The following is a 13,794-nucleotide window of genomic DNA, read 5'->3' on the forward strand; positions in this document are numbered from 1 at the left end:
TGTACAAGTCCGTTTATTCATTTGCTGACCCAATAGTCGCTTATGCGAAGCGCCGTGCTTGATTTATAGTGCAGCGATACTTGCCGACCCCGGCAGGTGGCGCGCGGCATTAAAAGCCCATCGCGCTGGCACGAAGCCCGGGGGTTGCGGTCGAACCCCTTGAACCGACGTGACTGAAAGGACAACGCCATGCTGGACTGGAAAAACCGTACAGGCAAAGCCGAGGCGCGTGAGCGGGTCGAACCGCGCACCGCTGCCACCCGCAGTTATTTTGGCGGGTTGTTCTTCAGCCGCGCCCTGGGCTCGCTGATCGGCCTGTACCTGCTGGTGTGCGTGGGCCTGGGCTGGTACTGGAGCGCCGAGCCCGACCTGTTCCCGGTGCAGCAGAACGCCCAGGCGGCCGCCGAGAAAACCGGCAAGCAGATGGTCGTCGGCTATACCACCATCGAAACCCTCAAGACCGTGGCCGGCACCCTGCTCAACAAGCCCGGCGGCTATATTTCCAACGACCGCTTCCCGCCTGGCCTGTGGATGGACAACATGCCCAGCTGGGAGTACGGCGTGCTGGTCCAGGTGCGTGACCTGAGCCGCGCCCTGCGCAAGGACTTTGCCCGCTCGCAGTCGCAGTCCACCGAAGACGCTGACCTGGCCAAGGCCGAGCCGCGCTTCAACTTCGACAACAAGAGCTGGATCCTGCCGTCGAGCGAATCGGAGTTCCAGGAAGGCATCAACTCGCTGACCCGTTACCAGAACCGCCTGGCCTCGCCGGATCAGCAGGGCGCGCTGTTCTACACCCGCGCCGACAACCTCAACAACTGGCTGGGCGACGTCGCCACCCGCCTGGGTTCGCTGTCGCAGCGCCTGTCGGCAAGTGTCGGCCGGGTCAAGCTCAACAGCACCCTGAAGACCGAGTCGGTGCTGCCGGGCCAGGTGCCGCAGCTTGACGAAGAAGTGGTCGAAACCCCGTGGCTGCAGATCGACAACGTGTTCTACGAAGCCCGCGGCCAGGCCTGGGCGCTGTCGCATCTGCTGCGCGCCATTGAGGTCGACTTCGCCGATGTGCTGGCGAAGAAGAACGCTACGGTCAGCGTACGGCAGATCATCCGTGAGCTGGAAGCCTCGCAGGAGCCGCTGTGGAGCCCGATGGTGCTCAATGGCAGCGGCTTTGGCATGTGGGCCAACCACTCGCTGGTCATGGCCAACTACATCTCGCGGGCCAACGCTGCCGTCATCGACCTGCGTCAACTGCTGACTCAGGGCTGATCGGTGTCGATCTCCGAGCAGGAGGCAGCGCACCGCGCCGCCTCCGACCGCGAACTGATTGCCTGGGTCGATGAAAGCGACCGCCTGCTCGGCGCCGTGGCCCGCGCCGAGCTGCGCGAGCGCGGGCTGATTGGCCGCGGCACCTACATTCTCTTGTTTAATTCCGCTGGCCAGCTGTGCGTGCACCGGCGCACCCAGAGCAAGGCGATTTACCCCGGGTACTGGGATGTCGCCGCCGGTGGCATGGTCCAGGCCGATGAGAGCTATGCCGAATCGGCGGCCCGCGAACTGGAAGAAGAGCTGGGGGTCGGTGGGGTCGAACTCACCGCGCATGAATGTTTTTTCTTCGACCAGACCGGCAACCGGCTCTGGTGCGCGGTGTTCTCGGCGGTCTGGGACGGGCCTTTGCGCCTGCAGCCCGAAGAGGTCAGCGAGGCACGCTTCATCGCCGTCGAGCAGGCCCTGGCCGACAGCCAGCAACAGCCATATTGCCCCGATTCACTGGCTGCCTTGCGGCGCTACCTCGACCGTCGAGCCTGACGTCGCTAAACACATGCAAAATGGCGCAGTTTTGTACTTAGCATTCGCGACTTTTATCGTTACACTGCGCGGCCTTTAAAGGCTGCCGCACGCTTCATGCGGCAGTTGCGCTGCCCCTGCCAGAGTGGGGCTTCGCGGTCGGTACCCCGCCAGGGGCGTCGACCAGTTTTTATCCTCACCGTAGAGGATCAAAAGTGGCCAAGAAAGCCGCATCATTCGCCGCCCTCGGTGGCCTGGTGTTCTCCACTGATGCAGGCCGGCATTGCCCGGACTGCAGCAAACCCATAGATGCCTGCATCTGCAAACAGACGCTCATCCCCGAAGGCGATGGCATTGCTCGCGTGCGTCGCGAAAGCAAGGGCCGTGGCGGCAAGACGGTGACGACCATCAGCGGCGTGCCGCTGCCCCTGGAACAGCTCAAGGATCTGGCCAGCACGCTCAAGCGCCGCTGCGGAACCGGCGGCGCGTTGAAAGACGGGGTCATCGAAATCCAGGGCGATCATGTCGAGCTGCTGCTGGCCGAACTGATCAAACAGGGCTTCAAAGCGAAAAAGTCCGGCGGCTGAAGACTGCATCGCGATTTTTTGCAATTCGCTTTCTAAACTCGTTCCCGTAGGAAGGGTCTATCCCTGAACACGGATAATCGTCACTTTCAGGTTTTACACTGCGCCCGCCCCATGCAGGCCGGTGTTTTTCGACTTTCTATATAGGGGACTTCAATGTCCGTACGACGCACACGCAAAGACGATGGCAGCCAATGGACAGTTGCGGACAGCCGCAGTGTTTACGGCATTCGCCATTGGGGGGCCGGCTACTTCGCAATCAACGAGGCCGGGCGCGTCGAAGTCCGCCCGAACGGGCCTGGCAGCGCGCCGATCGACCTGTTCGAACAGGTCGACGAACTGCGCAAGAGCGGCCTGTCGCTGCCGCTGCTGGTACGTTTCCCGGACATCCTCCAGGACCGCGTGCGCCAGCTGACTGGCGCTTTTGACGCCAACATCGCGCGCCTGGAATACCAGAGCCAGTACACTGCGCTGTACCCGATCAAGGTTAACCAGCAAGAAGCGGTGGTGGAAAACATCATCGCCACCCAGAACGTTTCCATTGGCCTTGAAGCCGGCTCCAAGCCTGAGCTGCTGGCCGTGCTGGCGCTGGCACCGAAAGGCGGCACCATCGTCTGCAACGGTTACAAGGACCGCGAGTTCATCCGCCTGGCACTGATGGGCCAGAAACTCGGCCACAACGTCTTTATCGTCATCGAGAAAGAGTCGGAAGTGGCCCTGGTGATCGAAGAAGCCGCCGAGCTCAAGGTCAAGCCGCAAGTTGGCCTGCGCGTTCGCCTGTCGTCGCTGGCCTCGAGCAAGTGGGCCGATACCGGTGGCGAGAAGTCCAAGTTCGGCCTGTCGGCGGCGCAACTGATCTCGGTGGTGCAGCGTTTTCGCGATGCCGGCCTGGACCAGGGCATCCGCCTGCTGCACTTTCACATGGGCTCGCAGATCGCCAACCTGGCCGACTACCAGCACGGTTTCAAGGAAGCCATCCGTTACTACGGCGAGCTGCGCGCGCTGGGCCTGCCGGTCGATCACATCGACGTCGGCGGCGGCCTGGGTGTGGACTACGACGGCACCCACTCGCGCAACGCCAGTTCGATCAACTACGACATGGATGACTACGCCGGTGTCGTGGTCGGCATGCTCAAGGAGTTCTGCGATGCCCAGGGCTTGCCGCATCCGCATATCTTCTCGGAGAGCGGCCGCTCGCTGACCGCGCACCACGCCGTGCTGGTGGTGCAGGTGACCGACGTCGAGAAGCACAACGACGAAGTGCCGCTGATCGAGAACAAGGAAAGCCTGCCCGAGACCGTGCAGTGGCTGGCCGACTTGCTCGGCCCGACCGATATCGAGATGGTCACCGAAACCTACTGGCGCGCCACTCACTACATGAGCGATGTGGCCGCCCAGTATGCCGACGGCAAGATCACCCTGGCCGAGAAAGCCCTGGCCGAGCAGTGCTACTTTGCCGTCTGCCGGCGCCTGCACAACTCGCTCAAGGCCCGCCAACGCTCGCACCGCCAGGTGCTCGACGAACTCAACGACAAGCTGGCCGACAAGTACATCTGCAACTTCTCGGTGTTCCAGAGCCTGCCGGACACCTGGGCCATTGGCCAGGTCCTGCCGATCCTGCCGCTGCATCGCCTCGACGAAGAGCCGCTGCGCCGCGCCGTGCTGCAAGACCTGACCTGCGACTCGGACGGCAAGATCAACCAGTACGTCGACGAGCAGAGCATCGAGACCAGCCTGCCGGTGCACGCGATCAACGAAGGTGAAGACTACCTGCTGGGTATCTTCCTGGTCGGTGCCTATCAGGAAATCCTCGGTGACATGCACAACCTGTTCGGTGATACCGACTCGGTGAACATCTACCAGAACCCGAACGGCAGCGTGTACCACGCCGGTATCGAGACCCATGACACCATCGAAGACATGCTGCGCTACGTGCACCTGTCGCCGGAGGAGTTGATGACTCACTACCGCGACAAGTGCGCCAGCGCCAAGATCACCGCCCGTGAGAAGACCCAGTTCCTCGACGCCCTGCGTCTGGGCCTGACTCGTTCGTCGTACCTGTCGAGCTGATCAGTGGTGCGGGTCGCGTGCAGTCGCTGGCTGCGCGTCGACCCGACTTGACCCGCGATGCTTTCAACTACCGACGCACAAACCACCCATCCCGCCGCTGCAACCGCCAGCCCATCACCCCCAGCGTTACCCCGCGCAAGGCCATGAACAGCAGAAAGCCCAGCCACAGGCCGTGGTTGCCCAGATCGCGAGCCAGATAGGCAACCGGCAGGGCGATGAGCACGCTGAGCAGCATGCCGTTGCGCATCTCCCGCGCCCGCGTGGCGCCGATGAACAAGCCATCGAGCAGATAGCTCCACACCGCGATCAACGGCAGCAAGGCCAGGTACGGCAAGTACTGGTAGGCGGTTTCGCGCACATTGGCGATGTCGGTCTGCATGTTGATGAACAGATGCCCACCGAGCAAAAACAACACGGCAAAGCCGCTGCTGGCCAGCAGCGACCAGCCGCAGGCGACGGTCAGTGAGCGGCGCAGCGCCTGGCGATCGCCAGCGCCGATGGCGTGCCCGCACAGCGCTTCGACCGCATGGGCCAGGCCATCAAGGGCGTAGGCGGTGAGCAGCAGGCCATTGAGCAGCAAGGCATTGGCTGCCACGGTCGCTTCACCCAGGCGTGCGCCTTGCACGGTAATCAGGAAGAACACCGCTTGCAGCGCCAGGCTGCGGATGAAGATGTCGCGGTTGACGCTCAGCAGCGGCCGCCAGCTCTGCCAGCGTGCCAGCAGTGCCCAGGCGATCTGCCCGGGGTAAGCGCGCAGGGCCGGGCGGGTCAGGGCCAGGCCGAGCAGGGCGGCGCTCCATTCGGCAATCACCGAGGCCCGCGCCGAACCGATCACGCCCCAGTCCAGGCCGAGCACGAACCACAGGTTGAGGGCGATGTTGAGCAGGTTGGTGGTCAGCAGGATCGCCAGCGGCGCCCTGGCGTTCTGGGTGCCGAGGAACCAGCCGACCAGGGCGAAGCTGGCCAGCGCCGCCGGCAGGCCAAGCAGGCGGGTCTGGAAGAAGTCGTGGGTCGACTGCTCCAGCGCTGCCGAGGGCTGCATAAGTTGCAGCGCCAGGTGGCTGAACGGCAGGGCCAGAACACCCAGCAGCAGGGCGAAAAACAGCGCCAGCAACAGGCCCTGGAGCAACACCTGGCGCAGTGCTGCGCCGTCGGCACGACCCGCCGCCTGGGCGGCGAAACCGGTCGAGCCCATGCGCAGAAAGCCCATCACCCAGGCCAGGAAGGTGTACAGGCTGGCGCCCACCGCCACCGCACCGAGCTGATGAGCATGGGGCAGGTGGCCAATCACGGCGCTGTCGACCAGGGCCACCAGCGGTACGGAAATGTTCGAAAGTATCATCGGCGCGGCCAGCGCCCAGACCTTGATATGGGTCGGGCGGTCGCGCCAGTCGGTCAGCAAACGGGACATGAAAGCTCCTGGCAAGCCGGCATTGTAGCCGCTGCGGGCACCAAATCGTGCGAAGGCGGTCTCACATCCGCTCGCCGCATCACTGTTGCGGCGCGGTTGATATATAGTGCACCCCTAAGATTCCGCTGCCCGAGAGTTACTACTCCCATGCTCAACAAAGGATTGTTGCTGGCCTGCGCGCTGGCCTTGCTCAGTGCCTGCGATTCGTCTGCCCCGGACAAACCGGCCCCCGCGGCCCCGCCTGCGCAGACCCAGGACCAACCCGCAGCCCCGGCCCCGGCCGCCCCGGCTGCACCCGCAGACGCGACCAAGCCCGCTGCAGCCAAGGACGATGCCGCGACCCTGGCCAAGCGTTATGCCGGTCGCGAGCTGAGCGTGGTGGATGTCTCGGAAGTGCAGGTCGATGGCGCCAGCGCCCTGGCCCTGACCTTCTCGGTGCCGCTGGATGACCAGCAGAACTTCGCTGACAAGGTGCACCTGGTCGATACCGTCAAAGGCAAGGTCGACGGCGCCTGGGAGCTTTCTGCCAACAAGATGGAGCTGCGCCTGCGCCACCTGGAGCCCCAGCGCAAGCTGGTGCTGACCATCGACGCCGGGCTGCTCGCGGTCAATGGCAAGCGCCTGCCCGCCGAGTCGATCAGCCGCCTGGAAACCCGCGACATGCAATCGACCATCGGCTTCGCCAGCCGTGGCTCGCTGCTGCCGACGCGACTGGCCGAAGGCCTGCCGGTGATCGCCTTGAACGTCAACAAGGTCGATGTCGAGTTCTTCCGCATCAAGTCGGACAAACTGTCGCCGTTCCTCGCCACCTGGGGCCGCAACAGCAGCCTGTACTACTACACGTCCAAAGAAATCCTGGACATGACCGAGCTGGTCTACAGCGGCCGCTTCGACCTCAACCCGGCGAAGAACACCCGCGAAACCGTGCTGCTGCCGATTGCCGGCATCAAGCCGCTGCAAGAGCCAGGCGTGTACCTGGCGGTAATGCGCGCCTCCGGAACCTACGACTACACGCAACCGGCGACGCTGTTCACCCTCAGTGACATCGGCGTCTCGGCGCACCGTTACCAGAACCGCCTGGATGTCTTCACCCAAGGCCTGGAAGGTGGCAAGGCGCTGAGCGGTGTCGAGTTGGAACTGCTCGACGGCGAAGGCCGCGTGCTGGCCCAGGCCAAGACCGACAGCGACGGCCATGCCCAGTTGCCGACGCCACCCAAGGCCGAAACCCTGCTGGCCCACCAGGGCGTGCACACCACCATGCTGCGCCTCAATAGCGCTGCCCTGGACCTGGCCGAATTCGACATCACCGGCCCCCAGGCCAACCCGCTGCAGTTCTTCGTGTTCGGCCCGCGCGACCTTTATCGCCCGGGTGAAACCGTGCTGCTCAACGGCCTGTTGCGTGACCAGGATGGCCGCCCGCTCAAGCCGCAACCGGTGACGGTGGAAGTGCGCCGTCCGGATGAGCAGATCAGCCGCAAGTTCGTCTGGGAAGCCGATGCCAATGGCTTCTATCAGTATCAGCTGCAACTGGCCGATGAAGCGCCGACCGGGCGCTGGCAGTTGCTGTTCGACCTCGGCGGCGGCAAGAAGCAGGTGTTCGAGTTCCTTGTCGAAGATTTCCTGCCCGAGCGTCTGGCCCTGGAACTCAAGGGCAGTGACAAGCCGCTGAGCCCGGACCAGACTGCGCAGATCAAGGTCAACGGTCGCTACCTGTACGGCGCCCCGGCTTCGGGCAATCGCCTGAGCGGCCAGGCCTATGTGCGCCCGCTGCGTGAAGCGGTGCCGGCACTGCCGGGCTATCAGTTCGGTTCGATCACTGAAGAGGAACTGAGCCAGGACCTGGAGCTGGACGAAGTCAACCTGGACAGCAACGGCAAGACCACCCTGAACATCGAAAGCAAATGGTCCGAAGCCCGTTCGCCGCTGCAACTGACCGTGCAGGCCAGCCTGCAGGAGTCCGGTGGCCGGCCGATCACCCGCCGCCTTGAGCAACCGATCTGGCCGGCCGGGCGCCTGCCTGGCTTGCGCGGTCTGTTCGAGGGTGAAGAAACCGATGGCGAAGGCCCGGTGGAGTTCGAAGTGCTGGTGGCCGATCCGCAAGGCAACAAGCTGGCGGTCAACAACCTCAAGGTGCGCCTGGTCCGCGAGCGTCGCGACTACTACTGGAACTACTCGCAGAGCGACGGCTGGAGCTACAACTACAACGAGAAATTCCTCATCCAGAGCGAAGAGACGGTCAACGTCAAGGCCGGCTCCACCGCCCGGGTCAACTTCCTGGTTGATTGGGGCCCGTACCGCGTCGAGGTCGAAGACCCGCAGACCGGCCTGGTGTCGAGCGGGCGTTTCTGGGCCGGCTACCGTGCCCAGGACAACGCCGACGGCGGCGCCGTACGTCCGGACCAGGTCAAACTGGCCCTGGACAAACCGTCGTATGCCGATGGCGCCACCGCCAATATCACCGTCACTCCGCCTGCCGCAGGCAACGGCTACTTGATGGTCGAGTCCAGCGAAGGCCCGCTGTGGTGGGAAGAAATCGATGTACCGGCCGAAGGCAAGAGCTTTGCCGTCAAGCTCGATCCGAAGTGGGCGCGCCATGACCTGTATGTCAGCGCCCTGGTGATTCGCCCGGGCGAGCGCAAGGTCAATGCCACGCCGAAACGTGCCGTGGGTGTGCTGCACCTGCCGCTGGATCGCCACGAGCGCAAGCTGGCGGTAACCCTCAATGCCCCGGAAAAAATGCGTCCCAAGCAGCCGCTGACCGTCAAGGTGCAAGCGCGCAACGCCGACGGCAGCGTGCCCAAACAGGTGCATGTACTGCTGGCAGCGGTGGACGTGGGCATCCTCAACATCACCGAGTTCGAAACCCCCGACCCGTTCACCGGCATGTTTGGCCGCAAGGCCTATGGTGCTGACCAACTGGATATCTATGGCCAGTTGATCGAAGCCGGGCAGGGCCGTCTGGCCAGCCTGGCCTTCGGTGGTGACGCGGCCATGGCCAAGGGCGGCAAGCGCCCGAACACCACGGTGACCATTGTTGCCAAGCAAAGCGCCCCGGTAACCCTCAATGACAAGGGTGAAGGTGAAGCGACGGTCGATATCCCTGATTTCAACGGTGAGCTGCGGCTGATGGCCCAGGCCTGGACCGACGAGCGCTACGGCATGGCCGAAGGCAAGACCGTGGTCGCCGCGCCGTTGATTGCCGAGCTTTCGGCGCCGCGCTTCCTCGCCGGCGGCGACCGCACGACCCTGGCCCTGGATCTCTCCAACCTGTCGGGCAAGGCACAGAACCTGACCGTGCGCCTGAGCACCGAAGGCCAGCTGAATCTGCTCGGCGCCGCCGAACAAACCCTGAGCCTCACCGAAGGCAAGCGTGTCACCCTGCTGGTGCCGGTTCAGGCCAGCGGTGGCCTGGGCCAGGGCAAGGTCAAGGTCGAGGTGCAAGGGCTGCAACTGCCAGGCGAGTCGGCCACGGCCTTCAGCCGCGACTGGACCCTGGGCATTCGTCCGGCCTACCCGGCAATGCTGCAGCATTATCGTGTCGCCCTCAAAGACCAGCCCTGGACCCTGCCGGAAGCTGACCTGGCGCTGTTCGAGCCGGTGGGCCTCGAGGCCTCGCTGGCATTGTCGAGCCGCCCGCCGCTGAACCTGGCCGAGCAGATCCGCGCCCTCGAAGCCTACCCGTACGGCTGCCTGGAACAGACCACCAGTGGCCTGTACCCGTCGCTGTACGCCGATGCCGCGACGCTCAAGCGCCTGGGCATCAAGGGTGAGCCGGCGGACGTGCGCAAGCGCAAGATCGAGATGGGCATCGAGCACCTGCTGGGCATGCAGCGCTACAACGGCAGCTTTGGCCTGTGGAGCGCTGACGACGAGGAAGAGTACTGGCTGACCGCCTATGTCACCGACTTCCTCCTGCGTGCTCGCGAGCAAGGTTATGCCGTGCCGCCCGAGGCCCTGAAAAAAGCCAGCGAGCGCCTGCTGCGCTACCTGCAGGAGCGCAACCTGATCGAGATCAGCTACAGCCAGAACGCCGAGCACAGCCGCTTTGCCGTGCAGTCCTATGCTGCTCTGGTGCTGGCGCGTACCCAGCAAGCGCCGCTGGGCGCCCTGCGCAGCCTGTTCGAGCGGCGCAGCGATGCGCGCTCCGGCTTGCCGCTGGTGCAACTGGCCATCGCCCTCGACAAGATGGGCGACAAGCCGCGTGCGCAACAGGCGCTGCAGGCTGGCCTGGCGGTCACCCGTAGCGAGAACAGCTGGCTGGCCGACTACGGCAGCCCGGTGCGTGACCAGGCGCTGATCCTGTCGTTGCTGACCGAGAACAACCTGGCCAGCGACAAGCTCGATGCACGGCTGTTCGAGCTCTCCGACCAGATGGCGGGTAACCGCTGGCTGTCGACCCAGGAGCGCAACGCGCTGTACCTTGCCGGTCGTGGCCTGCTGCGCAAGCCTGAAGGCAACTGGTCGGCACGCCTGGACAGCGCCGGTGAAGTGCGCGAATTCAACAACGAGCAATCGGGGATGAAACTCGAAGGCCCGCTGCTGGCCTCGCCGCTGACCATCCAGAACGAAGGCAGCGAGACGCTGTTCCAGCAACTGACCCTGTCCGGTTATCCGCGCCAGGCCCCGGTTGCCCGCGGCAGCGGCATGACCATCCGCCGCGAGTTCCTTGGCATGAATGGCCAGGCCCTGGACATCAAGGCGCTCAAGAGCGGTGACCTGGTGCTGGTGCACCTGGCGGTGACGGCCAATACCCAGGTGCCGGACGCGCTGGTGGTCGACCTGCTGCCGGCGGGCCTGGAGCTGGAAAACCAGAACCTGGCGCAAAGCGCGGCAAGCCTTGAGAACGCCAGCAGTGCAGTGAAGCAATGGCGCGAGTCGATGCAGAACGCCGCGGTCGTGCATCAGGAGTTTCGTGATGACCGCTACGTGGCGGCGCTGAGTATCGACCAGTACTCCACCACCCACCTGCTGTACCTGGCCCGCGCGGTAACCCCAGGGACCTACAAGGTACCGCCGCCGCAGGTCGAGTCGATGTACCGGCCGAACTACAACGCGGTGGGCGAGTCGCCTGCCGAGCTGGTGGTCAAAGGTCGCTGACTCAGGGATTTGTGGGAGCGGGTGACTCCGCTCCCACAGGTTCTAATTGCTCAGTGAATGATCCAGCTCAGCACCCACAAACCCAGCACCAGCCAGATGATGCCGAGTATGATCGAGGCGCGCATGAAGGCGCGGATCGCCGAGTACAGCAACATCAGGCCGATGATCAGGGCGAGGATGCTGACCAGCGAAGTGTCCATGCCCAGGGTGCGTGACAGGCCCTCGATGAAATTGCCACCGGCGTTGGCCAGCAGGTTGAACAACCCGCTCAGGCCGTCGACGATAAACCGGATCACCGCCCCCAGCGCCTGGCCGAGCCACTCGAAAAAACCTTCTACATGCATAGTTGCTTCCTGATGATCAATTCGGCGAATGCGCCGTTGCCAAGCCTTTGGCCATGCCAGGGCCGGGTCGGTTCCCTGCGTAGCTGCTACGCCAGGAGGGCCTGATGCACATCTTAGCTCGCCTGCGTGGCGCAATCAGAAAACCCCTGGGCTTGCTGTTCGCCATCCCCTTGCTGTTGATTGCCGTGCTATGGCTTGCCGACCGCATCTGGCCGTTGCCGATGCCGGCCGATGACCTCGCCCGGGTGGTCCTGGCCGAAGACGGCACACCGCTGTGGCGCTTTGCCGATGCCGACGGGGTGTGGCGCTATCCGGTTACTGCCGAGCAGGTTTCGCCTTATTACCTGGAGGCGTTGCTGACCTACGAGGACCGCTGGTTCTACCACCACCCCGGTGTCAACCCGCTGGCCCTGGGCCGCGCGGCCTGGCAGAACCTGCGCGGTGGCCGGGTGCTGTCTGGTGGTAGCACCCTGTCGATGCAGGTCGCGCGCCTGCTCGACCCACACTCGCGCACGCTGCCCGGCAAGCTGCGCCAGCTGTGGCGTACCGCGCAACTGGAGTGGCACCTGTCGAAGGCGCAGATCCTCGAAATCTACCTCAACCGTGCGCCGTTCGGCGGCACCTTGCAGGGTGTCGCCGCGGCCAGCTGGGCCTATCTTGGCAAGTCGCCGATGCACCTGACGCCTTCAGAGGCGGCCTTGCTCGCGGTGTTGCCCCAGGCGCCCAGCCGCCTGCGCCCGGATCGGCACCCGGAGCGCGCCCAGGCGGCGCGCGACAAGGTCTTGCAGCGCCTGGCCGAGTACCAGGTGTGGCCGCAGCAGCGGGTCGCCGAAGCAGAAGAGGAACCGCTGTTGCTGGCACCACGTCAGGAGCCGGCGCTGGCGCCATTATTGGCGCGACGGCTGAACCGCCCGCACAGCCCGCCGTTGATTCGCACCACCCTCGATGCCTCGTTGCAACGGCGCCTGGAAGACCTGCTGCTGGGCTGGCGTGCGCGCCTGCCCGAGCGGACCTCGGCGGCGATTCTGGTGGTCGAGGCGCAGAACATGGCGGTGCGCGCCTACCTGGGGTCGGTGGACCTGAATGACGAGCGCCGCTTTGGCCACGTCGACATGATCAGCGCCCTGCGTTCCCCCGGCTCGACCCTCAAGCCGTTCCTCTATGGCATGGCCATGGACGATGGCCTGATCCATTCCGAGTCCTTGCTGCAGGACGTGCCGCGCCGCTACGGCGACTATCGCCCGGGCAATTTCTCCATGGGTTTCAGCGGGCCGGTGGCGGCCAGTTCCGCGCTGGCCCTGTCGTTGAACCTGCCGGCGGTGCAACTGCTTGAAGCCTACGGGCCGAAACGCTTTGCCGCGCAGATGCGCAGTGGCGGCGTGCCGTTGATCTTGCCGCCGCTGGCCGAGCCTAACCTGTCGCTGATTCTTGGCGGCGCCGGTAGCCGCCTGGAAGATCTGGTGGGCGGCTACGCCGCGTTTGCCCGCGATGGCCTGAGTGCGCCGATCCGCTTGCAACCCAATGACCCGCTGCTTGAGCGACGCCTGCTGTCGCCCGGCAGTGCCTGGATTATCCGGCGGATTCTCAGCGGCCAGGCGCGCCCGGACCGCGACCCTCACGCAGAGCTAGTGCAGCGCCCGCAACTGGCGTGGAAGACCGGCACCAGCTATGGCTTTCGCGATGCCTGGTCGATTGGCGTCGGCCCGCGTTACCTGATCGGGATCTGGATCGGCCGCCCGGATGGCACGCCGGTGCCCGGCCAGTTCGGCCTGGCCTCGGCGGCGCCGTTGATGCTGCAGGTGCATGATGTGCTGAGCAACCGCGACAGCCAGCGCGGGATTGCCACACCCCTGGCGGCGGTGCCGGCCAACGTCGGGGTTGCGGCGATCTGCTGGCCGCTCGGCCAACCCATGGCCCGCCAGGACCCCAATTGCCGGCGCCAGCGTTTTGCCTGGACCCTGGACGGTACCACGCCGCCAACCCTGCTGGCCCAGGACCAGCCCTTGAGTGTCGGCTTGCGCGAGACGGTCTGGGTCAACGATCAGGGCTCGCGTGTCGACGCTACCTGCGCCGGCGCCCAGGCCCGGGAAATCGCCCTCTGGCCGTCGCCACTTGAACCGTGGCTGCCAAGGGTGGAACGCCGCGAGGCGCGCTTGCCCAAGGTCGACCCGCAATGCCCGCCGCAGGTGCCGGCCAGTGCGCCGCCGCTGTCGATTGTCGGCGTGCGCCAGGGCGATCAGCTACGCCGCCCGGCCACCAGCAGCGAACCATTGCGTTTCAAGGTCTCGGCCCTTGGCGGTAACGGACGCCACTGGTGGTTCCTCAACGGTGCGCCGCTGGGCGAAACCAGCGGTCAGGAGAACCTCACGGCAAGCTTCGAGCAGGCCGGGCGCTTCGAGCTGAGCGCCCTGGATGAAAGCGGCGAAACCGCCCGGGTCGAATTCCAGGTCAATGACTGACGCTCTCTATTAGACGATGACAGGGCCAGCACCTACGCTTGGATTGA

General features: G+C 64.9%; 8 protein-coding genes. 6 read left to right on the forward strand and 2 right to left on the reverse strand.

The window, feature by feature from the left end:
- Positions 1 to 189 precede the first annotated feature (189 nt).
- The 4 genes from LOY37_RS02910 (at position 190) to speA (ending at position 4,436) form a co-directional block, all read left to right on the forward strand.
- A complete protein-coding gene (locus LOY37_RS02910; protein ID WP_045197016.1) occupies positions 190 to 1,263 on the forward strand; it encodes a DUF2333 family protein in 1,074 nt (357 codons plus the stop codon).
- 3 nt (positions 1,264 to 1,266) lie between these two features.
- Positions 1,267 to 1,803, forward strand: coding sequence for an NUDIX hydrolase (locus LOY37_RS02915; protein WP_045197017.1), 537 nt, complete (start codon positions 1,267 to 1,269; stop codon positions 1,801 to 1,803).
- Between the two features lie 194 nt (positions 1,804 to 1,997).
- Entirely contained in the window at positions 1,998 to 2,369 is a 372-nt protein-coding gene (locus LOY37_RS02920) for a translation initiation factor Sui1 (protein ID WP_010221702.1), read from the forward strand.
- A gap of 153 nt (positions 2,370 to 2,522) precedes the next feature.
- On the forward strand, positions 2,523 to 4,436 hold the full coding sequence (speA, locus tag LOY37_RS02925; RefSeq protein ID WP_045197019.1) for an arginine decarboxylase: 1,914 nt from the start codon (positions 2,523 to 2,525) through the stop codon (positions 4,434 to 4,436).
- 67 nt (positions 4,437 to 4,503) lie between these two features.
- Here speA and LOY37_RS02930 read toward each other — a convergent pair whose 3' ends face one another.
- Positions 4,504 to 5,847, reverse strand: coding sequence for an MATE family efflux transporter (locus LOY37_RS02930; protein ID WP_093376511.1), 1,344 nt, complete (start codon positions 5,845 to 5,847; stop codon positions 4,504 to 4,506).
- 147 nt (positions 5,848 to 5,994) lie between these two features.
- Here LOY37_RS02930 and LOY37_RS02935 point away from each other — a divergent pair, with 147 nt between their 5' ends.
- On the forward strand, positions 5,995 to 10,944 hold the full coding sequence (locus LOY37_RS02935; protein ID WP_258716268.1) for an alpha-2-macroglobulin: 4,950 nt from the start codon (positions 5,995 to 5,997) through the stop codon (positions 10,942 to 10,944).
- 50 nt (positions 10,945 to 10,994) lie between these two features.
- Here LOY37_RS02935 and LOY37_RS02940 read toward each other — a convergent pair whose 3' ends face one another.
- Positions 10,995 to 11,288, reverse strand: coding sequence for a hypothetical protein (locus LOY37_RS02940; RefSeq protein ID WP_038997361.1), 294 nt, complete (start codon positions 11,286 to 11,288; stop codon positions 10,995 to 10,997).
- 104 nt (positions 11,289 to 11,392) lie between these two features.
- Here LOY37_RS02940 and pbpC point away from each other — a divergent pair, with 104 nt between their 5' ends.
- Positions 11,393 to 13,747, forward strand: a complete 2,355-nt coding sequence (pbpC, locus tag LOY37_RS02945; protein WP_408980685.1) for a peptidoglycan glycosyltransferase PbpC — start codon at positions 11,393 to 11,395, stop codon at positions 13,745 to 13,747.
- Positions 13,748 to 13,794: the final 47 nt, after the last annotated feature.

It is taken from the genome of Pseudomonas sp. B21-012, assembly GCF_024749305.1.
In the GTDB taxonomy this organism is placed as follows: Bacteria; Pseudomonadota; Gammaproteobacteria; order Pseudomonadales; family Pseudomonadaceae; genus Aquipseudomonas.